Raw genomic sequence first — 20,145 nt, forward strand, 5'->3', positions numbered from 1 at the left:
TTGCGTGCAACTGTTGTCAACATTTGGGTTTGCTGATAGCGATAAGTAAACTTTTTTTCGGTTAAAATGGGATGATAAATGCTCGAATTAGTTAAGGAGGATATTATGATTACAAAAATGGCAACGGTAGCTGTTTACGTAGAAGATCAGCAACGCGCTAAAGTGTTCTGGACAGAGAAGGTTGGATTTGAGGTCAAGCAAGAGCACCCGATGGGACCAAACAGCAGTTGGCTGGAGGTAGGACCAGCAGGTGCCCAGACTGCTTTGGTGCTCTATCCGAAAAGTATGATGAGCAACTGGCAGGAACAAAAAGCCTCGATCGTTTTTGAATGTACAGAAGTTGAAAAGACGTACGAAACGATGCGGGCGAACGGCGTTGTTTTTCAAGGAGAACTGAACAAGATGCAATGGGGGACCTATGCGACTTTTCAGGATGAAGACGGCAACAGCTATTTGCTAAAAGGATAAGAGCAGTGACGACCTCTGGCCAAATACGGCTGGAGGTTTTTTAATAAGACGAATCAAACAATCGCGCGAACGAGGTAATACATATGCGTAGTGGGCAGACCGTCAGAAGTCGCATAATGGTCAAAAATCGGCAGAACACTGTCCATGTGTTGTTCGATGGCGGACGTGAGAATAGTGGGACTTTGCCCGTAGCAACGCATGCGAATGACATCAAGTGGGGTCTGAAAATACTCGGTGGCAATCACCGTCTGAATATCCACTCGTTGGAAAGTAGCTTGTCTGAGTCTCTCCTGCAGATTTTGCAGGATCGGAGTGTCTGCTGGACGTGAACCAAATAAATGAGGAAACCATTCGAATAATTCGGCAGACAACTGATCGCCCGGATGTAATCCGATGAACGAGCCTCCTCTTTTGACGACACGTGCTATATCTGGATAGGCGGAGGTAGGTCCCTTGCGATTGTAGGCGCAATCGAAAGTATTGTCATGGAAGGGGAGGGTATATTTCGTATTGGTAACAACGAAGGAGACGTTTTCGGGTGTTTGCATACCGGACTTTTGCACAAAGTTTTCTGTCACATCCAAGCCGACGATTTCTTTGGCAGAACGGCTCCAGTGCAGTGTGAATGCGCCGTGCCCGCAGCCGATGTCGAGAACGGATTGATTCGGAACTAGACGACTGATTTCTTCCATAAAAAGCGACTCGCCATTCGGTTCCGTAATGGTAGAGCGCCATGGGTATACGTATTCACCAGTCATTTTTCCCAGCTGAGTGTACCAGGCCAATGAGTGGGGGGCGAGCCACTCAGGATGGGTGTTCGGATTCTGGGGATGAAGCATGATCGGTCACCTCTCATCTAATGAAAATGCACAACAGAATTCATTGTAAGTATTTCCCTGTCTTTTGACAAACTCTTTAAACGGCTTTACACGAACGAAAAGTAGCGATAACGTGGAAAGTGGAAAGCGATTGAAGGGAGAAGGGGCAAATGATTTTGTCACAACAATATAGAAGCATTCTGGTCGTGACCTCCGTTGACGCAGAACGGGATGCAGTGATGCGCGGCATTCAAGGAGATGAGCGATTCACTGTCATCGTTGGGGGAGTAGGGCCCGCAGCAGCCGCAGCGAGTACAGCTAGAGAGCTTGCTTGGGCGGATTACGATCTGGTCATTTGTGCAGGAATATGCGGTGGATTCATAGGGCAAGCAGAGATTGGGTCACTGGTTGTCGCGACAGAGATTATTTGTGCAGATTTGGGGGCAGAAACCCCTGAAGGTTTTTGCAGTGTGGACGAGCTGGGATTTGGATCAGCAAAAGTAAGTGTTGATCAGGAGTTGGTGGAACAGCTGACCAATTCAATGAAAGCGGCAGGCTTGGTTGCCAAAAAAGGCATCGTCCTTACACTATCCACCGTGACGGGAACAGCGGAAACAGCGGCGGCTTTGGCGCAGCGGATGCCAGACGCGCTAGCTGAAGCGATGGAGGGGTATGGCGTTGCGACTGCTGCCCAGGCTACCAGACGACCTGTTCTGGAAATTCGTACGGTATCGAATGCAATTGGACCGCGGGATAAATCTGCTTGGCGGATAAAAGATGCGTTGGAATCTCTAGAAAAGGGAAGCTCTGTACTACGGGAGGTACTATCATGAAAATTGCATTTTCACCATGTCCGAATGACACTTTTGTTTTTCATGCCTGGGCACATGATTTGATTCCGGGAGCGCCAAAGCTCGATATTATGTACGCAGATATCGATATTACGAATACACTTGCTGCACAGGGAGAAGGCCCTGAAGTAATGAAAATCTCCTATGCAGCATTGCCATGGGTGATGGACAATTACTCGCTGCTCCCTTGCGGCGGTGCATTGGGCAGAGGATGCGGGCCACTCGTTTTGACCCAAGGAAATTCTGGCGAGAGTGTGAACGATCCAGCACGCCTGTCCAACAAACGTGTAGCGGTTCCAAGTGAGCGCTCCACAGCTTATTTACTGTTCCGGCTCTGGGCTGCACAAAATGTCCCGGGTGGTGTAGGGGAGATCGTCGTCATGCCGTTTCATGAGATTATGCCTGCTGTACGTGACGGCAAGATCGATGCAGGACTCGTGATCCACGAGGCACGTTTTACGTATCAAAACTACGGGCTGTCGCTTATGACTGACTTGGGCAACTGGTGGGAAGCTGATACCAGCTTACCAATTCCGCTGGGTGCCATCATCGCGAAAAAATCAATGGATATCGAGGCTCTGACGAATTGGACGCGCTCCTCTGTGGAATATGCATGGGCGAATCCGACCGCATCACAAGAATATGTCATGTCCCATGCCCAAGAGTTATCTCTGGAGGTAGCGCAAGCGCATATTAATTTGTACGTAAATGAGTTTACAAGAAATTTGGGGAATGATGGTTATGCAGCTGTAGAGGCGTTGCTCGGTCGTGCAGCCGAGGAAGGGCTTGTACCAGCATTTGATCTGTCGACATTACGACGCTAGCTAATTCAATAATGCGAGGGGGCAGCTTACAGGGTTGCCCCCTTTTTTTGTTCGAGTGAAGCTTATCCAGCGTAGATCAATCCACATGCCAGGCGTTTCCCGCTATTTCCTGCCGGCTGTGAATGGAAATCATCCGGACTTTGATGGATGATCACGCTTCTGCCGACCACATCGGCTGCACTGATTTTGTTTGTGAAAAAAGTCATTCGTGCATAGCCGTCATTGGAAAACAGCACGGGGAAGTCGCCGACGTGGTTGCCATGTGGTTGTTGTGTAGGATTCCAGTGACTGCCTGCCGCGGTAAAGGGATCTTCCGGATTTCCTACCGTGCAGACGCCATGCTCATGCAAATGAAAACCAAATGGCCCGATTTGCGGTCGATTGCCAGTGGCTGGCTGGAAAGCGGGAAGGCCGCTGACTTCCACGAACACGTCGGTGCCGTAGGGGACATCGGTAAACACAATGTAGCCGTGCAGATCCGGTGCCAGTGGACCACCCTGAATTTCGGCAAAAGATTGTCCTGTTCTCCGTCCATGTTGAGAGGACACGGCTCGCAAGTCATATTCATATGGGTATTCATAAGGCTGATATCTGTGCATGCTATACACCACCTTACTTCATGAACCAGTTTGACATATTCTATGTAAGTGGTGGGCGGATGGTTACTGGGCTGGGTAGGAGAACATTGACGCTGATAATTATTTTCATCTACAATCAGGTGGAATTCCCCAGCATGGGCAAAAGGGTGGGCAAAACGTGAAAAGAGTGCTGCTGATAGAAGATGAGATCAATATGGCCCGATTTATTGAACTGGAGCTTAGCTATGAATCGTTTGCGATTACAGTCGCGCATGATGGACATAAAGGACTCGAGCTCGCTTTACAGGAAGAATGGGATGTCATATTATTGGACGTCATGCTTCCGGGGCTTGATGGTATTGCGGTTTGTCAAAAAATACGCAGCGTGAAAAAAACGCCGATTATTATGCTGACAGCCAGAGACAGTATTACGGACCGCGTCTTTGGCTTGGACAGTGGGGCCGATGATTATATTCCGAAGCCCTTCGCGATCGAGGAGCTATTGGCACGCATTCGCGTTGTGTTTCGCCGTCAGGAAGAACAGGAGAATGTCCCCCGAACCATGCTCGCGCACAGAGGGCTGGTGGTCCAAATAGAGGGACGTATCGTAACCAAAAATAATCAACCTGTTGAGTTGACCAAAAGAGAGTATGATTTGCTCGTGACGTTCATGAAAAACATCAATCGAGTCCTGCCTCGTGACGTGCTGCTCGATACCGTGTGGGGATTCGAGGCGGCTGTCGAGACCAATGTTGTCGATGTGTACGTTCGATATTTGCGTAATAAAATCGATTCCCCCAATGAGGACAGCTATATCTCGACCGTACGCGGGATTGGCTATGTAATGCGAAAATGAGAGGACCATCGAGATTTTTAAAGCTCCCGATCAAATGGAAGCTGACACTCTGGTCGTCGCTTCTGCTTTTTCTTGTATTCATTGGCTATAATAGCTTTCAATATTTTTTTGTAGAGAAGTGGATGTTTAATCAGGAACAGCAGGTTGTGCAACAGACAATGCGAGAATTCCTCAACTACGCGCTGGAAAAAGAGCAATCTTTTGAGGGAGAGGACCTAACAGAGCTGCGCAGCTTCTTGGAGAAAATCAATCAACGAAACCAGATGATTCGCATTTTGGACGAAGAGGGTAATCCGATTGTTGTCGTATCGGAAAATTTTCAAGATATCACACTGCCATCGCTTCCACCTGTTCAGTCGATTCGCACCCAGACCCAAGAAGTGCGTGGTGACCTGTTGATCATGAGCAGTCCGCTTACGATCTTTCAATTTAACGGGACAGTGATGATTCTGAAGAATATGAAAGAGTTTGAGCAGTTGAGTGGTGCGCTCTTTCAGGTCATGGCAATCGGGTGCTTGACCGCTGTGATCATAAGCGGTCTGGGTGGCAGATTGCTCGCGCGGCAGTTGCTTAGGCCCCTGCAATCGATGAATGAAACGATGAGCAACGTCCGGCAAAAAGGATTCCATGAACGTGTGCAGTTTCACGATAATCAGGATGAGATTGCGACCCTGATGAAAATGTTCAATAAAATGATGGATCAGGTGGAGCGTTCCTTTTTGCAGCAGAGACAATTCGTCGAAGATGCCTCACATGAGCTGCGGACGCCGATCGCGATTATCGAAGGGCATCTGGGAATGCTCCGGCGCTGGGGCAAAAATGATCCGGCTGTTTTGGAGGAATCCTTGCAGACATCTGTTCAAGAGCTCGCCAGACTAAAAGGACTGGTGCAGGAGCTGCTCGCTTTGACGAGAGCGGAGCATGTGGAGGTAGAAGAGGAAGTTGCGCTCCATGATCCGGATCGAGCCGTCTGTCACATGGTCAAGAAATTTGCCATGATTCAGCCGACATTTACGATTGAGCAAGAGCTTGGTCCTTTGGGCGGAGAAACCTTAGCCATATCGGAAGAACACCTGGAGCAAGTGCTACTGATCCTATTGGATAATGCGGTCAAGTATTCCGGGGAGAGCAGGAGAATCTGCGTGAGGGCCAAGGTGCAAGAAAAGGTTGCCTGTATGGAAATCATTGATGAAGGAATCGGCATACCCGAGCGGGACTTGCCGTATGTCTTGGACCGATTGTATCGGGTAGACAAAGCAAGAAATAGCGGGGAGAACGGGTATGGACTCGGGCTTGCCATCGCCAAACGATTGCTGGCACTTTACAACGGAAGTATAACGATTCAGAGTGTGGAGCAGAAAGGCACGACTGTTACTGTTTTTGTGCCGCTTCGTCAGTGAATTTCAACCGATCCACATCTCGCTAAAAATAATTGGGGATGTTTTTTTATTTTCACAGCATTTTCTCATTTTTGTTCGTTACAATAAGCCTTGTCAATTGGCAATGATATTCATTATCAATAATCAGTGCGATAGAGAGGGAGAATCAAAATGAGAAAAAAATCGATGCTGGCGGTCATGCTGAGTACGATGCTGACGCTGCCAATACTTGCTGCATGCGGAAACGGTGCGAATACTGCCCAGCCGCAAACAGAAGCGCCAAAGGCACAAGAGCCGGCTGCTACAGAGCAAGTCGTCAACGTATTTACTGCGCGCCATTACGATATTGATAGCAAACTGTTCGCTGAATTTACCAAGCAAACAGGCATTAAGGTAAACGAAGTGAAGGGTACAGCAGAAGAGCTGGTTGAGCGTTTGAAGCGTGAAGGAGAGAGCTCCGAAGCGGATTTGTTCATCACGGTTGACGGTGGTGTTCTGAACTACGCGAAGCAAAATGGCGTTCTGCAACCGATTCAATCTGCTGAAGTAGAGAAAAACGTACCGAAAGAGCTGCGCGATCCTGACAATCAATGGATCGGTATGGCTACCCGTGCGCGTGTAATCGTCTATGCAAAGGATCGCGTGAAGCCAGAGCAACTGTCTACGTATGAAGATTTGGCTACAGATAAATGGAAAGGCAAAGTATTGGTACGCTCTTCTTCCAATCTGTACAACCAGTCACTCGTTGCTTCTTTTATAGAGCTGAATGGCGAGCAGGCTGCTTTGGATTGGGCAAAGGGTCTGGTAAACAACTTCGCACGCAAGCCTGAAGGTGGAGACCGTGATCAGGCAAAAGCTGTCGTTGCCAAAGTCGGTGACGTTGCGATCATGAACACTTATTATGTTGGACAAATGCTGAATTCTAAAGATACAGAGGAAGTAAAAGTCGCGCAAAACATCGGCGTGTTCTTCCCGAACCAAGAAACGACAGGCACACACTTGAACATCAGTGGTATTGGTTTGACCAAGCACGCGAAAAACAAGGACAATGCCGTGAAATTGATTGAGTTCGTCACAGGGAAAGAGGCTCAAACGATGCTGACAAACGGAAGCTACGAGTTCCCTGTCAATGCAGAGGCTGACAAGCCTGCTCTTTTGAAAGAGTGGGGAGAATTCAAAACGCAAAAGCTCGACTTTGCTAAGCTCGGCGAGTATAACAAAAAAGCGGTAGAACTGCTAAATCAAGCAGGTTGGAAATAAGCATGACGGGAGCACTTTTGCGTAGAAGCCTGAGACGAAAACTGAACGGGTGGGTAACGCTGAGCGTGATAGGGGCCTTTTTGGCCCTTCTCCCGTCTCTTTATATTTTTTTCGGACTCTTTCAAAAACAGAATGAAAACTGGCAGCATATTCAAGAGTACATGCTGCTGGATTATGCGCTGCAATCGTTATGGCTCGTGCTCGGTACCGGAGCCTGTACGATCATCGTAGGTGTGACCCTGGCCTGGCTGGTCGCTGCTTACGATTTTCCATTGCGTCGCTTTTTTTCATTTACTTTTGTACTGCCGCTGGCGATTCCTCCGTATATCGCAGCATACACGTACGGCTCCATGCTCAGCTACACGGGGAGCATTCAGACGACTTTGCGTGAAACATTCGGGTTGACGCTCGATCAACGCTACTTTGACATCATGTCGATGAAGGGCGCTATTTTTATATTTACGCTGTTTTTGTTCCCGTACGTCTATTTGATTACGAAAGCCTTTCTTGAAAAACAGAGTGCGGTGTTCATTGAAAATGCCAGATTGCTTGGAAAAAACCAAGCGCATATCTTTTTCCGCATCGTCCTGCCTATGTCACAGGCAGCCATTGTGGGTGGTGCGAGTCTTGTTGCATTTGAAGTGCTCAATGATTTTGGAGTGACGAAGCATTTTGGGATTCAGTCTTTTACAGCGGCGATTTTCAAGACGTGGTTTGGCATGTATGACGTAGAATCGGCCATTCGTTTGTCCGCCTGGCTCATGACCTTGATTATCGGGATCTTTATCGTCGAACGACTCGTGCGTAAGCGGAAAAAATACAGCTCGCCTACGAACAGGAGCACGCCGCTCAGACGCAGAAAATTGCGCGGAATCCCGATGTTCGCTGCTGTAATCTTCGGATTGGTTATTGTTACATTTTCATTTGTGATCCCTGTTGGGCAGTTGATTGTCTGGGCGACGTGGACGTATGGGGAAGTGTTGAATGAGACCTTCTGGAAGCTCTTGAGCAATACGCTGTTCATCTCCTGTATCTCAATCACGATCTTGATGCTGCTCGCCGTAACTGTAGCGAATGTCATCCGATTCTCCCGAGGCTCGATATTCGCTGTGGCACTGACGCGCTTGATTTCCATGGGCTATTCCATTCCGGGCGCAGTCTTGTCCATCGGGGTGATGGCGGTGGTGATGTCCGTAGATAAAGAACTGAGTTCCTTCTATAGCTGGCTGGGCTTAGGCGCCAACAAGCTGGTACTCAGCATGTCCTTGTTCATGCTGACGTTTGCCTACATCATCCGCTTCCTTGCTGTCGGATTCAATGCAGTCGAAGCGGGGTTTGAGAAGACGGGAAACCGTTATTCAGAAGCGGCACGTATGCTCGGGATGAGCATGACACGAACCTTTTTCAAGGTGGATTTGCCATTAATCAAAGGGGCTGTGTTCACTGGTTTTATCTTGGTGTTCATGGAAATCGTGAAGGAATTGCCGCTTACCTTGCTTCTTCGTCCCTATAACTTCGAGACGCTGGCGACCAAAGCTTATCAATATGCGAGCGATGAACAAATTCATCAGGCCGCGATTCCTTCGCTCTGTATCATTGCAGTGGGGATCGTCTCCGTTATTTTCTATCACTGGTTAGGAGAGAGACAGGCAAAATGACTTTTTTTGAAGTGAAAAACCTGACGTTTGATTATGCAAGCGGGAACGGCAGCGTTATCCGGGATTTTTCCTTGCAGATGGAGCAGGGGGAAGTAGTCGGGCTGCTCGGGAATAGCGGTTGCGGAAAAAGTACATTGCTTCGCTTAATAGCCGGACTGGAGTCCCCGAAGAGCGGACGTATCCAGATCGATGGAAAGTTGTTGGTCGATCAGGGGCAGTTTGTGGAGCCAGAGCAACGCGGGATCGGCATGATTTTTCAGGATTATGCGCTTTTTCCGCATTTGACTGTCGAGCAAAACATCTTGTTCGGTCTGCATCGATTGTCCAAAGCAGAGCGTATAGTTCGATTGAAAGAGATGCTGGCGCTCGTGCAGCTCGAAGGCTATGGGAAGCGATATCCACATGAGCTGAGCGGGGGACAGCAGCAGCGTGTCGCATTTGCGCGTGCACTGGCACCTAGACCGGCTATCTTGTTGATGGATGAGCCGTTCAGTAATCTGGATTCCGAGCTGAAAACGAAAATACGCGATGACTTGAAGCAAATGCTGCGAGCTGCCAAGATGACTTCGATCCTTGTCACGCATGACAAAGCAGATGCGGAAACGATTTGCGATCGCATCATTCGCATGACTCGCATGACTCGCTAAGGGAAATGTGCAGCTTTCAGCCTCCAAAGTGCATAGTCGTACCGTGTGTTGTTGTATAATGTGCATACGACGAATTTTGCAGTGTGCGGTCTGCTGTCTTTTGGTCAGCACCGTTCAAATAGAGGAGGATGGAACATGAAAATTGAAATCTGGTCTGATTTTGCCTGCCCGTTTTGCTATATCGGAAAGCGCCGTCTGGAAGGAGCGCTGTCTCAATTTCCGCATAAGGATCAAGTAGAGGTCGTATATCGCAGCTTCCAGCTCGACCCGCAGATGGAACGCGACACCGATATGGACATGCATGAAGTACTGGCAGCCAAATATAGCATTCCGCTCGAACAGGCGAAGGGGATGAATGACCAAGTTACCCAAATGGCAAAAGGTGTCGGTCTCGACTATCATTTTGACACGATGATTCCGACCAATACATTCGATGCGCACCGCTTGACGCACTTTGCTCATGCCCATGGAAAAATGAAGGAAATGAAGGAGCGAATGCTGAAGGCGTACTTTACGGAATCGCTCCATCTCGGTGACCACGAGGTGCTAGCACAGCTTGCTTCTGAGGTAGGCTTGGACAAGGAAGCGACGCTCGCCATGCTGGCAGGAGACGAATACAGAGAGCAAGTACAAGAGGACAAACAAAGAGGCAACGATTTGGGTGTCACAGGTGTACCGTTCTTTGTCATTAATAACAAATATGCAGTCTCAGGCGCGCAGCCAGGAGAAGTCTTTTTAGGCGCATTGAACCAGGTATGGGAAGAAGAAAGCGCCGCTCCTGCTCTGAAATTCGTACAGAACGACGAGAAAAAAGACGAGCAATCCGGCGACAATTGCGCAGATGGCTCCTGCAAAATATAAGCGACGCAAAACGAATAACTCAATGTTAGACCCTTACTGCTGTAAATTGGTTATGTTGTTGGTGATACCCTTACAGCAAAATCTCAAAAGCCGATCCTCCTTAAATGAAGGGGAATCGGCTTTTCTCATCGCTTGAAATCACTGAATAACGAGATTATTTCCTAATACTGTGAACTGTTTACCAATAGAAGAAGCATATTGGGATGAAGCAGCGCTAATGCTTCCAATTTGCTTGCCAGAGCTGTAATCATGACTTCCTTGGAGAGTAATATTCTCGAGACCATAAAAGAAAAGTGTCAATGTGAGCATTGCCGTATTCTGCGCTTCAGTTCCCTGATGCACGGTTCGCTTCGTACTCGCGTAATTGGCTACATGGTTATTTCCATCAAACACTTTACCACCTTCATATTGCCACACACCAGCAGAGTCATCCACATTCGTCAGACTGAGTCGATTTAATGTCAGGTTCATATTAGTTACCTCCCGTAGTAGCCTTATGCCTGGTTTCTACTGGTCATCATATGCCCTGGCTGCCCAAAGTTGTCGGCATAACACGCCTGTTTCGATATGATTCATTATTTGGTATTATGTGGATCGTTATAATACGTCTTCCAGGTCTCACCATCGGCTCCGTTTCTTTGGTAGGCCCTAATAACTCGTTACAGTCTATTTTTGGTGATTATTTAAGGATATCGATGACATCTAGTTTCGTTTTTAGTTCAAATACAGGCCGCATACAGCCGATTCCTTTTAGGGGAGTCTTTTTTTTATGGGAAAATTTTCTTCCCCCTGAAACAAAAAGGGAACTCATTCGAATAATGGACAGAGCGAAAAACGGTTGGGGCCCCAGCCCACTATCCCAAAAGAGTGAGGAATGAACAAACCATGAATAAATGGACGAAAAGCGTATTTGTACTCATGACAGCGGGTCTGGCTGTAACGGCATCAATCAGTGCTGTGGCGGCAAAGGAATCGAGCGTATCGGTTCAGGAAGAGAGCAAAGGCGATCGTGTAATCGATGAGAAGCTGATCAAGAAAATAGAAAAGTCTGTAGAGAGACTTGTTCAAGTTGTGCCTTATCTAAAGGACTATCCGATCACCGAATTTGAGATGAACGCAGAAACATCCCGGATTGAAGTGAAAAAGTATCAAACGAAGGAAAACAAAGCTCCTTATGTTCGAATACATATCGACCAAAACACAGGTGAAGTCAAATTTTTTAGCCATATCACAGGTAAAGGAGACTTCTCTTCCACCTATCCCCTAGATGATGCGAAGAAAAAGGCAACGGAGTTCATGAAGCAATGGTATGGAGAGGACATGGCGGGCTATCAGTTGGACGAGGAAGCGTCCGAACAAAGCTCTTCGATTAAGTTTCGCAAAATGGTAGATGGAATTCCGTTCCGCAATGACACACTGAATTTCGCCATCAATAGTGAAGGGCAGATTGGGCATCTGGCCAGAGGCGATGGGTATGCAGAGCCAGTGGAAATGGAACAGGACATCAGCAAAATTCGATTCGCTGATCCAAATAAGGTGCATGCAAAAGAAAAGGTAGAAGCGATGTTTGCTCATGCTATGACGCCTTATTACGGACAGAGTGCGGATGGACAAAGCTACAGGTTCTTGTACACGCCTTCTCTCGAAATCAATGCAAGCATCGGAGCCGAACTGACAGCCAAACAGAACAATAAAATCATCCAGTTTCAACCAAAAGCAAAGCAAACGATCATCAAGTCAAAAGAAGAGGCAGCAGCTTTTTTGACAGCTAAGACAGGATACAATCCCACAAAAGGGCGCGCGACTTTTCAGGAAGAGAGCGATCCGAAAACTGGAATTAGCCATTACTTGTGGATGACCGAGGACGAGGTCATTGCCAATATCTTTTTCGAAACCAAGACTGGAAAGGTCACGAATTATCAAGTATTGGATAGAAAGCGGAAAAGTGAAGCGGATAAAAAGCTGAGCGAAGAACAGGCACTAAAAGCTACCGTGGAAGCCATGTCAGAGTTCCTTCCTCTCACCGATAAAGAAATGGTAATCATTTCAGATCAATATGACTCTGATCAAAATTTATACAAGTTTGACTTTACCATGCTTCATCAGGGCTATAAGGTAGATGGTATGCTTCGACAGGCGCATATAGATGGGGCTACAGGAAAAGCCACTTTACTAGACTGGAGAGTCTCCTCAAATATCAAGCTGCCGGATATCAAGAACGCGATGACAAAAGAGGAAGCAGCCAAGAAATTTCTCGAAAAATATCCCATGAAGCTGTATTACTCCTTGGATGAGGAAAATAAAAATACTGCCGAGCTCGTATATATGTCTCCACTCGTTCCTATAGAAGAAATGGATGCCCTGACTGGCGAGTTCTACACCTATGGAGAAGAGGAAGCAACTGAATAGAAAGGGGGGAGCCTGTTGTCTCCCGATTTGGCAGAACGGATAGGGGTTATTTACGAGGCTCACTATGATGACATCTACTACTTCTTGCTCTACTTTACGGGCAGACAAGAAGATGCAGAAGACATGGTGCAGGAAGTATTTTCACGACTATTAAAAATACTGCCGAGGTATGATGGTCGAGTCGCAATGAAGACATGGCTTTTTTCCATCGCCAAGCATGTCGCGATTGATCATTACCGCAAGCAAAAGTGGCAGCGTTTGTTCTCAGACAACTGGTTGGCCCTCATGAAGTCTACGGAGGGTCTTCCAGAAGAGGAGTTTGCCACAAAAGAAGAGATGCATAGTATTCAACGGGCTTTGCAAAAGCTAAAGCCCGATCAGCGTATTATTGTGATTTTACGATACATAAAGGAGTACAGCGTCAAGGAAACAGCCGAGATTTTGGGGTTTCCGGAGACAAAAGTGAGAGTGGACTGTCACAGGGGACTAAAGGCGTTGCAGAAAATACTCGGCAACGCTTGCGAGGAGAGGATTGCCAATGAGTTTGCCAGATGAAAACCACGTGATCGAATTACTGAAGCAAGTCAGGCAGGAGAGCATCCCACCTCGTCAAGTGTGGAAGCAGATGGGCAAGGAAAGGCTCCTTCGTGAGGCGCATCGCAAGCAGCAGTCAGCGAAGATCAAGCGAGTTGTCGCCGGAGCAGGTTCCCTTGCAGCAGCCGTATTCATGGGTGTTTGGCTGAGCTATGATTCACCGCTGAAGCCGTCTGTTGATAGGCAAACAACGATCTCACCTCCAGCCACCATATCAGCTACGCCTTCTCTGCCAGTTGAAAGCATGGCCAAGCCACAGCAGGAGCAGGAAGCTACCCCAAAAGTAGACAACAAAATCGTTCAAAACCAAACGGTTACACGTGATGCTCCACAGCCGAAGTCCGTAGCCAAGGAGTCTGCAACGAACGCAACAGATAGGAGCCAACCCACAACAACACGTGAGAAATCACCATTGGAACATCAGGCAGAGGCTTATTTGCAAAAGAAGCTGGGAGCACAGAGCAAGCAGTTTGAAGTAGATTATATTCACTCGAATTTGGCACAAGGAGAAGTAGCTTTTCGCAAAATCATCAATGGCATTCCTCTTCAGGAGAATAGCGCGACGGTCCGTATCTCCCCAAAAACCGGGGAAATGACCTTGCTTCTTTACCCTGATCTCGAAGATAGTGGGGGAGCATCCCAGTCTGCCAACCGGGACGGGACGATCGACAAGAAGAAGGCCGCACAACAGCTGGGGAGTACGCTTCGCCTTGTTTATGCAGGAAAGAAACAACCAGAGCTTCAATATGTAGTAGCATCAGATGTTTATGTGAACGCGAAAACAGGCACGTTAATCAGCCAAGCGAGAGCAGAGAAAAAGTCCGTTGCTGTTTCGGGACAAGGAAAACCACTTGTGCTGAAAACTTCTAATGAGGTGGCAGAGCTGCTTGAGCGCAAGCTGGGCATAAAGGTGGAACAAAAAGCATTTATCGGTGTAAATCCGCGTGGTATTTCATACTCTTGGAACGATGGGCAGGGCAACAGCGTTTCCGTTGAGACAACAGATGACGGAGCGTTCCTCGGGTTTTCACGGATGACTGCAAATGAACGTAAGAACCAACGTGAAACGACCTACGAACAGGCACAAACACTGGCGATAGCCCACCTGGAGAAATTCCTCCCCAACGATGTTCGTGAGCTGTCATTGGAAGCGTCGCAAGAGTTACCTAGCACCATTCAGTTTACCTTTGCTCCGAAGGTCAACGGGATTCCCGTCATGGAGCATCCTTATAAAGTGTCGGTCGAGCTGGCTAGCGGGCTTGTTACCGAGCTTACGGGCAACTTTTCGGATTTATCATGGATACAGATTGATCAGACAGCAAAAACGCTCTCCAAGGAAGAGGCACTGGATCAATTTGTGCAACATGCTCCACTGGAACTCGTGTACTTGCCAGCAGAAAAAGGGGCGGAGCCAGTGCTTGCTTACCAAATCCGTCGGGATTCAGAACAGCCATGGGCAATAGAAGCCACGACAGGTAAGGTCATCAACTAAAAAGCCCGCAACGAACCTCCATGAAAAGACGCTTCATGGAGGATTTGCTTTTTACTGGTTCGAGAACGGTCGATACGAAGCCTTTTAGCGGGAGAGCAGGGGATAACTCGCGTGCACATGCTGTTTGAAGCTCTCATAGTCTGAGGCATGTATATGAGAGTCGTGGTCGCTTATGCACACATGCTTCATGCCAAGGCGCTGAGCGAACCGATTGCCTGCTTCTGTGATAGTATCCATGATGATCGATTGAATGCGGTAGCCACTCTGTTCGACATGAGCCAGTACATCGAGATAATGATGTAGCATCATGGGCAAGGCAGGGCTTTTCCGATAAGCTTGATCGACAACGACACAGGACAGAAAATAATAGACTTGCTCGGGAGAAGTAGTTAAATCTTCGATATCCGTGGTCGTCATCAGGCTGTCGTTAAACGTCCCTTGCGCAATTTGTAGATAAATATGCGGCTTGACGGGAAGCAGGTTCATAAAAGCGATGATGCGCCCATTCTCTTCGATCGCAACGACCGAATCGGGACGAAACAAATACCAATTATAGCTCTCTTGATACGGTGTAATAAATTCAGCATCATAGTATTGAAGCTCGAGTTGTTCCATTTGTCTAAAATGCTCAAGGTGCAAATGCTCCATGATCTTCATAAGCAAATCTCCTTCTTTACGCAAGCGGCTTTGCGTTAGAGCTTCGGCTCGCAAATATAGCGAATAAATCTTTGGGTTTCCTTTGCCCGCTTAATTCTGTTCGAAAATAAGGATGGATCATTTGGTTGGTAGCGTATTCGCAACGACTCTTGCAGTAAGAGATGCCATTCGCTGGGAAACTCTTGTAGAGCGTGCTCTACGGCTTTTCTCTTCGGAATAATGTCTTCATGGTTGAGCGCGTAATCGATTCGGCATAAGGTGAAAACGGCGAATTCCACCCACTCATCGAGCATGAATTTCATCATGCTTTTTCCTTTCGGTGACCAATAATCATGTATGTTGTATTTCATCGTTTCCCCAACATCAAACCACTGGGTAGGGATGTGTAATGCTTCAACACTTTTCCCCATAACCGCAATGCCCCGTTGCTTGAGAATCCACCACGTCACATGATTGATATCATAGTGGCCGGATGATTGGAATGTCCCACTGTCAACATAAGGATAAGGCTCCAAGGATGGATTGGTTTTTCCGATGTCATCCAGCTGGATATACATGCCGTCCATTCTTTTAGCGAATGGGCTGGTGTTATGAAGAGCCTTATGAATATTCTTGAGCATTTCTATTTCTGCATTCGTTAACCTTCTATGCAAAAGTGTCACAAAATCAATATCACTGTTATCTTCCTCGAAGCCAGACAGAGCAATAGAACCATACAAATACACACCATAGATGACATTCGGCAGTTCTGTCATAAGCCGTTGCGTATAGTCGTGTAATAAAGGTCTAACGCTTTCGGGGATTCTCGAGTCCATAAGCAAGCTCCTTTTTGGTAATCAAGATTCGCGTGATGTTCATCCAGCAACTATCACGTTTGCATGGTCGATCATGGCTGAACACGTTGGGGGCTTCCATAATTTTCATACCCCCGAGTAAATGAGATAAAGTTTACTTGGTTTTTGATTTTCTCGCAAGATAAATCTTGTGCTTGATTGAGCAAATGCTGACAAAGGGCAAAATTTTGAGGGGGAACTCGCGTAAGTAGCCCGCAAACCCGTGATCTTCCCTGATTTTGAAAGGGGTATAATGGTGAGTCAATTATCAACGAATATAATTATTCGGAATTTTCAAAAAGTAGACTTCCCGTTACTTGGCGAGTTATATCAAGCTGTTACTGCAAAAGAAAACGCAACGTTTTGGTGGGTCGGTGAAGAAGCAAATTGGTGTAATGTCTATTGTGCATTTGAAAATGGGAAAATGATTGCGAAAGGGCAAGTTCGTATCATAAATACGATCCCTCCCGGACGTTCAGAAGAAAACAAGCATTCGATCTTCGTGAATCTAAAAACACTCCCGGAGCGAGACGATGACGCCGATTTGCTAGAAAAGATGTATCAGCATCTTCTTCAAAGAGCTCTGCAATTAAAAGAAACGTTGCCAGGAACGTACCAAACAATGTTATGTGTCGGCAACGATTCTTCCGAAACGGCGAACAACCAATTTTTCACTCAAATGGGCTACAAGCATTTGAATAGCTTGTATCAAATGAAGCGAGATTTACTGGAGCCTATTCCCGTGTTAACGCTGGACGAAGACTTTGATTTTTCATATTGGAAAATGGAGAGCCCAGAAGAAGAAAAAGATTACTTGAATGTGGAAGCCACGATTTGGCCGGATGCTCCATTAGGACTTGAACGATTGTCCGAATACAAGAGGAAAGCGCTCTGGACATCCATGGTGATTCGTCATAACGATACGATAGCTGCCGGCTCGATGGCATGGCGAGAAGAAGATGAGGGAGTAATCGAGGATGTTTTCGTACAAGAACCTTGGAGGAAGCGTGGGTTTGCGAAGTTTTTACTGACAAAAGCATTGGAATATCTAAAATCGCATGAGCAGAAATCCGCGTATCTCATGGTTGAAACGACGAATCTATCAGCTTTGTCTCTATACAAATCGGTTGGATTCGAGGTAGATAAAGAAGAGATCAGGTATTATACAGAATTGAAATAAGAAAGACGAACAGAGGGAGCACTAGAGAGGCTTCCCTCTTTTTTATGCAAATTGATTCGGAATTCTCTTGCAAGAAATGAAAAGTTAAGGTAAAAGTTGGGTGTATCTCATGCCGATACAATAGAGAGGACCACGCACCTGAAGGATAAGAAGGGAAGGAACAGCGATGAACTTTTTCAAAAAGCTATTCGGCGGTACGAATAACGGAGAAAAGTCAAAGGACGGCACTACCATTTACACATATGACCAGCAGGCAACGTATGAACCCCCAGCTCCAATGGAATATGTGGAAGAAATCGGAAACCACTTTCAAACAGTATTTGTGGGAAGAGAAAGCAGTGTTTTTCACGAAATTATTTCCGATACGATCCATATTGATGTGAATGTGATGAGCCCTACAGAAGAAGAGCCATTTTGGGTTCTGTATACGAACGGGATGAGTGATTTACCGATGACGATCCCGGATGAAATACAGGAGCAGATGGAAGAGAATATCGAGCGAGCAGAACTGATGATATTCTTGCCAGCTTCCTGGGAGCTGACACAAGAGTCGCTACAGGATGAGAATAACTACTGGCCAATCAGACTGATGAAGATGCTGGCGCGGTTTCCCCATCACTACAATACATGGTTGGGATATGGGCATACGATACCGAATTTTCAGGAATATGAACCGTATGCGGATGGCACGGGTTTAAATGGAGTCGTTCTGTTTCAGCTATCAGAAGAAATCAGTGTCATTCCTACCAAGGACGGAAACAAGATTCATGCCTATTTCTTAATTCCTTTGTATAAAGAAGAGATGGAATATAAATTGGAGCATGGCATGGATGCACTATTGGATAAATTGTTTGAGCTGGAAGATGACGCGCTGATTTTGAATCCGAATAGAAGAAATACGTGCAAGTAAGCATATATGAATTCCCCACCCCTTTTAGCTAAAGGGGTTTTCTTGTTGGCGAGCGATGCATGAGGGGCTGAAAATGAAGCTGTCGATCGACTAGCAAAAGTACGATGGGGAAGGAAAACGGGTTCCATATACGTAATATAGAACCCGTTGCTACTCGGCTATGACCGAGCCAAGACAATGACGTTGTCTTGGCCTATTCGATTTCAATTCGATTAATATCACCAACATCCAAATTTCCAAGCTGTATGGAGAAACTTGGTTTCCCCGGACTTCTCAGAATATAGCCGCCCCAGTCCCGGCCGCCGTAAGCCGTATACCCAGAGATATCTATGCCAAAAATGTCTTGAATAAGTGGCTTAGTTACGGGTATGACTTCATTTAGTGCTTTAATTTTATAGTTATCTGTTTCATAGCTCACTTCATACACTTGACCTGTATTTGCTCCGATCATTACATCGTATTTCTTTTGTTTATTAATGAGCAGCCATTTATCTTCCCTTTCGTCTGAACGTTTTTTGGCTTGGGTAAAGGAAAGATTTTTTTCATTGGAAAAACGCATCAAGGCTGTTTGCGCGATGGAGATGATCTTTTGATCGACGTCTTCTAGGTTGTAATATAATGTGAAATCAGACACTTTATTTGTTGGGAAATCGACTAAGACGTACTGTCTGTCTTCTGTCCAAAAGGAGAAATATGCCTGATTCTTGCTTTTGAAAAAACTGGTTTTTTGGAAGGTAACCTGCTGTTTCGTATCCTTAAATGCTTCTCGTGCAGTCTCTACATAGGTATGATAGGACTTCGGTAATTCGTTGATCGCAAATCTCGCAAAGACGGTAAGAACCTCTGTGGTACCAGGCTTAAAAGTTACGAGAGCTTCTCTGGATTCTTCATCCTTTGCCTGTACACTATAGGAGTCTGCGTCTTTCTCAATCTCTCTAAATGGGAAGGTCTTCTGAATGCCACTCGCATCTTGTACGGCTTTTTGAGCAGCCGCAAAATACATTTGTTCTTCAGGAGTCAAGGCTGCCGCACTACTCGTCGATTCTGCTGGTGCAGAAAATGGTTTCATCCAGAAAAAGCCGAGCAACAGCCCGCAGGTAATTAGCCCTTTTGCCATCCATCCATAGTACATTCTTCGTTTGCTCACTTTTTGAAGTCTACCTCCTTCTTCTCGCACACCCTTTAATATGGCTTGGCTTCGTTCTCGGGAAAGGATTTGCTCGGGGAATTGATTCAATTCTTCAAGAATGATCTGCTCATCACATGATGGCATCGTTCATCACCTCCGCAATTGAAACATGCCTTTTGTTTTGAATCGCTTTTATTGCTCTATGCAAAGTAAGATTGACCTTGGCTTCTGTCCATCCCAAAACCTCCGCAGTCTCCTTGCTCGATAATCCCTTGATCCCTCTGAGTATCAACACGTCCCGATAAGAAGACTTTAACTGATTGATCATTTCATAGAGCAGACGCTTGTTTTCGCTTAACATCAGGGACTCTTCCGGTGTTTTGTCCGGCGACACGAGGTGCTGCAAGAAGATATCCGGCAACCAGCTGATTAGCTTTGCCTTGCGTCTTTCATCAATGGCTACGTTACGTGCTATGGCAAACAGCCACGTTTTGGGATTCTCAACCTCTGTTCCCTGCATAGCTTTGAGGGCACGAATAAAGGTCTCTTGAACCAGATCGTCGATATCTGTTCGTCCCGTGTAATAGACGAGAAACCGATATACATCCTGGCTGTATGTAAGAAACCATTGCTCAATTCGTGCACCAGAATGATCATCCACTGGTGTTCCACCTCCTTGTCACTGTATAGACGGAGTAGCTGCTGACAATCTTTCACTTTCATGAAAAAAAATGAGACACC

At 46.6% G+C, this 20,145-nt stretch carries 21 protein-coding genes; 14 read left to right on the forward strand and 7 right to left on the reverse strand.

The genetic code is table 11. The features are described from left to right. Positions 1-105 precede the first annotated feature (105 nt). Positions 106-468, forward strand: coding sequence for a VOC family protein (locus tag ACUUHJ_RS05355; protein WP_016738945.1), 363 nt, complete (start codon positions 106-108; stop codon positions 466-468). Between the two features lie 53 nt (positions 469-521). Here ACUUHJ_RS05355 and ACUUHJ_RS05360 read toward each other — a convergent pair whose 3' ends face one another. Then, the gene (locus ACUUHJ_RS05360; RefSeq protein WP_472298413.1) at positions 522-1,307 is read right to left on the reverse strand and encodes a class I SAM-dependent methyltransferase; all 786 of its coding nucleotides are present in this window, start codon (positions 1,305-1,307) and stop codon (positions 522-524) included. Between the two features lie 149 nt (positions 1,308-1,456). On the opposite strand from ACUUHJ_RS05360, the gene ACUUHJ_RS05365 reads away from it, so the two are divergent. Together ACUUHJ_RS05365 and ACUUHJ_RS05370 are read left to right on the forward strand one after the other, a co-directional pair. Continuing rightward, the gene (locus tag ACUUHJ_RS05365) at positions 1,457-2,119 is read left to right on the forward strand and encodes a futalosine hydrolase (protein ID WP_472298414.1); all 663 of its coding nucleotides are present in this window, start codon (positions 1,457-1,459) and stop codon (positions 2,117-2,119) included. Continuing rightward, positions 2,116-2,961, forward strand: a complete 846-nt coding sequence (locus ACUUHJ_RS05370; protein ID WP_472298415.1) for a 1,4-dihydroxy-6-naphthoate synthase — start codon at positions 2,116-2,118, stop codon at positions 2,959-2,961. The genes ACUUHJ_RS05365 and ACUUHJ_RS05370 overlap by 4 nt, the downstream gene beginning before the upstream one ends. Before the next feature lie 62 nt (positions 2,962-3,023). Here the strand turns inward: ACUUHJ_RS05370 and ACUUHJ_RS05375 are convergent, their stop codons facing one another. Beyond that, positions 3,024-3,560 carry a superoxide dismutase family protein gene (locus ACUUHJ_RS05375; protein WP_472298416.1) on the reverse strand — a complete coding sequence of 179 codons (537 nt, stop codon included), beginning with the start codon at positions 3,558-3,560 and terminating at the stop codon, positions 3,024-3,026. A 157-nt stretch (positions 3,561-3,717) separates the two neighbouring features. Here ACUUHJ_RS05375 and ACUUHJ_RS05380 point away from each other — a divergent pair, with 157 nt between their 5' ends. The 6 genes from ACUUHJ_RS05380 to ACUUHJ_RS05405 all read left to right on the forward strand — a co-directional run bounded on the left by ACUUHJ_RS05380 (position 3,718) and on the right by ACUUHJ_RS05405 (position 10,200). Then, a complete protein-coding gene (locus ACUUHJ_RS05380; protein WP_173605769.1) occupies positions 3,718-4,395 on the forward strand; it encodes a response regulator transcription factor in 678 nt (225 codons plus the stop codon). Next, entirely contained in the window at positions 4,392-5,795 is a 1,404-nt protein-coding gene (locus ACUUHJ_RS05385) for a sensor histidine kinase (RefSeq protein WP_472298417.1), read from the forward strand. The genes ACUUHJ_RS05380 and ACUUHJ_RS05385 overlap by 4 nt, the downstream gene beginning before the upstream one ends. Positions 5,796-5,945: 150 nt before the next feature. Beyond that, positions 5,946-7,034, forward strand: coding sequence for a Fe(3+) ABC transporter substrate-binding protein (locus ACUUHJ_RS05390; RefSeq protein ID WP_012684692.1), 1,089 nt, complete (start codon positions 5,946-5,948; stop codon positions 7,032-7,034). Positions 7,035-7,036: 2 nt separating this feature from the next. Further along, positions 7,037-8,692, forward strand: a complete 1,656-nt coding sequence (locus ACUUHJ_RS05395; RefSeq protein WP_472298418.1) for an ABC transporter permease — start codon at positions 7,037-7,039, stop codon at positions 8,690-8,692. After that, complete coding sequence (locus tag ACUUHJ_RS05400; RefSeq protein WP_472298419.1) at positions 8,689-9,339, forward strand: ABC transporter ATP-binding protein; 651 nt, start codon at positions 8,689-8,691, stop codon at positions 9,337-9,339. Before ACUUHJ_RS05395 ends, ACUUHJ_RS05400 begins: the two co-directional genes overlap by 4 nt. A 135-nt stretch (positions 9,340-9,474) precedes the next feature. Next, positions 9,475-10,200: a DsbA family oxidoreductase gene (locus ACUUHJ_RS05405; RefSeq protein WP_289676322.1), complete on the forward strand. Its 726-nt coding sequence runs from the start codon at positions 9,475-9,477 to the stop codon at positions 10,198-10,200. A 138-nt stretch (positions 10,201-10,338) separates the two neighbouring features. On the opposite strand, the gene ACUUHJ_RS05410 is transcribed toward ACUUHJ_RS05405, so the two are convergent. Then, the gene (locus ACUUHJ_RS05410) at positions 10,339-10,671 is read right to left on the reverse strand and encodes a hypothetical protein (protein ID WP_289676323.1); all 333 of its coding nucleotides are present in this window, start codon (positions 10,669-10,671) and stop codon (positions 10,339-10,341) included. Positions 10,672-11,085: 414 nt separating this feature from the next. Here ACUUHJ_RS05410 and ACUUHJ_RS05415 point away from each other — a divergent pair, with 414 nt between their 5' ends. The 3 genes from ACUUHJ_RS05415 to ACUUHJ_RS05425 are packed head-to-tail and all read left to right on the forward strand — an operon-like array spanning position 11,086 to position 14,695. After that, positions 11,086-12,609, forward strand: coding sequence for a YcdB/YcdC domain-containing protein (locus ACUUHJ_RS05415; protein WP_472298420.1), 1,524 nt, complete (start codon positions 11,086-11,088; stop codon positions 12,607-12,609). A gap of 15 nt (positions 12,610-12,624) precedes the next feature. Further along, on the forward strand, positions 12,625-13,164 hold the full coding sequence (locus ACUUHJ_RS05420) for an RNA polymerase sigma factor (protein WP_289676325.1): 540 nt from the start codon (positions 12,625-12,627) through the stop codon (positions 13,162-13,164). After that, complete coding sequence (locus ACUUHJ_RS05425; protein ID WP_472298421.1) at positions 13,148-14,695, forward strand: YcdB/YcdC domain-containing protein; 1,548 nt, start codon at positions 13,148-13,150, stop codon at positions 14,693-14,695. The genes ACUUHJ_RS05420 and ACUUHJ_RS05425 overlap by 17 nt, the downstream gene beginning before the upstream one ends. Before the next feature lie 84 nt (positions 14,696-14,779). Here ACUUHJ_RS05425 and ACUUHJ_RS05430 read toward each other — a convergent pair whose 3' ends face one another. Continuing rightward, positions 14,780-15,352, reverse strand: coding sequence for a hypothetical protein (locus ACUUHJ_RS05430; protein WP_472298422.1), 573 nt, complete (start codon positions 15,350-15,352; stop codon positions 14,780-14,782). 35 nt (positions 15,353-15,387) lie between these two features. Further along, complete coding sequence (locus ACUUHJ_RS05435; protein ID WP_289676327.1) at positions 15,388-16,167, reverse strand: aminoglycoside adenylyltransferase domain-containing protein; 780 nt, start codon at positions 16,165-16,167, stop codon at positions 15,388-15,390. Between the two features lie 271 nt (positions 16,168-16,438). Here ACUUHJ_RS05435 and ACUUHJ_RS05440 point away from each other — a divergent pair, with 271 nt between their 5' ends. Further along, the gene (locus ACUUHJ_RS05440; protein WP_472298423.1) at positions 16,439-17,365 is read left to right on the forward strand and encodes a GNAT family N-acetyltransferase; all 927 of its coding nucleotides are present in this window, start codon (positions 16,439-16,441) and stop codon (positions 17,363-17,365) included. 166 nt (positions 17,366-17,531) lie between these two features. Further along, positions 17,532-18,275 (forward strand): suppressor of fused domain protein, encoded by a 744-nt coding sequence (locus tag ACUUHJ_RS05445; protein ID WP_472298424.1) that lies wholly within the window; start codon positions 17,532-17,534, stop codon positions 18,273-18,275. A gap of 193 nt (positions 18,276-18,468) precedes the next feature. Here the strand turns inward: ACUUHJ_RS05445 and ACUUHJ_RS05450 are convergent, their stop codons facing one another. Together ACUUHJ_RS05450 and ACUUHJ_RS05455 are read right to left on the reverse strand one after the other, a co-directional pair. Next, positions 18,469-19,548: a hypothetical protein gene (locus ACUUHJ_RS05450; protein WP_472298425.1), complete on the reverse strand. Its 1,080-nt coding sequence runs from the start codon at positions 19,546-19,548 to the stop codon at positions 18,469-18,471. Then, positions 19,535-20,065 (reverse strand): RNA polymerase sigma factor, encoded by a 531-nt coding sequence (locus tag ACUUHJ_RS05455; RefSeq protein WP_064203015.1) that lies wholly within the window; start codon positions 20,063-20,065, stop codon positions 19,535-19,537. The genes ACUUHJ_RS05450 and ACUUHJ_RS05455 overlap by 14 nt, the downstream gene beginning before the upstream one ends. Positions 20,066-20,145: the final 80 nt, after the last annotated feature.

It is taken from the genome of Brevibacillus schisleri (genome assembly GCF_055685845.1).

What these genes read in the sequence shown, in the direction of transcription:
- ACUUHJ_RS05355 (WP_016738945.1), top strand. Translation starts at nt 106, where the DNA reads ATGATTACAAAAATGGCAACGGTAGCTGTTTACGTAGAAGATCAGCAA.
- ACUUHJ_RS05360 (WP_472298413.1), bottom strand. Translation starts at nt 1,307, where the DNA reads ATGCTTCATCCCCAGAATCCGAACACCCATCCTGAGTGGCTCGCCCCC.
- ACUUHJ_RS05365 (WP_472298414.1), top strand. Translation starts at nt 1,457, where the DNA reads ATGATTTTGTCACAACAATATAGAAGCATTCTGGTCGTGACCTCCGTT.
- ACUUHJ_RS05370 (WP_472298415.1), top strand. Translation starts at nt 2,116, where the DNA reads ATGAAAATTGCATTTTCACCATGTCCGAATGACACTTTTGTTTTTCAT.
- ACUUHJ_RS05375 (WP_472298416.1), bottom strand. Translation starts at nt 3,560, where the DNA reads ATGCACAGATATCAGCCTTATGAATACCCATATGAATATGACTTGCGA.
- ACUUHJ_RS05385 (WP_472298417.1), top strand. Translation starts at nt 4,392, where the DNA reads ATGAGAGGACCATCGAGATTTTTAAAGCTCCCGATCAAATGGAAGCTG.
- ACUUHJ_RS05390 (WP_012684692.1), top strand. Translation starts at nt 5,946, where the DNA reads ATGAGAAAAAAATCGATGCTGGCGGTCATGCTGAGTACGATGCTGACG.
- ACUUHJ_RS05395 (WP_472298418.1), top strand. Translation starts at nt 7,037, where the DNA reads ATGACGGGAGCACTTTTGCGTAGAAGCCTGAGACGAAAACTGAACGGG.
- ACUUHJ_RS05400 (WP_472298419.1), top strand. Translation starts at nt 8,689, where the DNA reads ATGACTTTTTTTGAAGTGAAAAACCTGACGTTTGATTATGCAAGCGGG.
- ACUUHJ_RS05405 (WP_289676322.1), top strand. Translation starts at nt 9,475, where the DNA reads ATGAAAATTGAAATCTGGTCTGATTTTGCCTGCCCGTTTTGCTATATC.
- ACUUHJ_RS05410 (WP_289676323.1), bottom strand. Translation starts at nt 10,671, where the DNA reads ATGAACCTGACATTAAATCGACTCAGTCTGACGAATGTGGATGACTCT.
- ACUUHJ_RS05415 (WP_472298420.1), top strand. Translation starts at nt 11,086, where the DNA reads ATGAATAAATGGACGAAAAGCGTATTTGTACTCATGACAGCGGGTCTG.
- ACUUHJ_RS05425 (WP_472298421.1), top strand. Translation starts at nt 13,148, where the DNA reads ATGAGTTTGCCAGATGAAAACCACGTGATCGAATTACTGAAGCAAGTC.
- ACUUHJ_RS05430 (WP_472298422.1), bottom strand. Translation starts at nt 15,352, where the DNA reads ATGAAGATCATGGAGCATTTGCACCTTGAGCATTTTAGACAAATGGAA.
- ACUUHJ_RS05435 (WP_289676327.1), bottom strand. Translation starts at nt 16,167, where the DNA reads ATGGACTCGAGAATCCCCGAAAGCGTTAGACCTTTATTACACGACTAT.
- ACUUHJ_RS05440 (WP_472298423.1), top strand. Translation starts at nt 16,439, where the DNA reads ATGGTGAGTCAATTATCAACGAATATAATTATTCGGAATTTTCAAAAA.
- ACUUHJ_RS05445 (WP_472298424.1), top strand. Translation starts at nt 17,532, where the DNA reads ATGAACTTTTTCAAAAAGCTATTCGGCGGTACGAATAACGGAGAAAAG.
- ACUUHJ_RS05450 (WP_472298425.1), bottom strand. Translation starts at nt 19,548, where the DNA reads ATGCCATCATGTGATGAGCAGATCATTCTTGAAGAATTGAATCAATTC.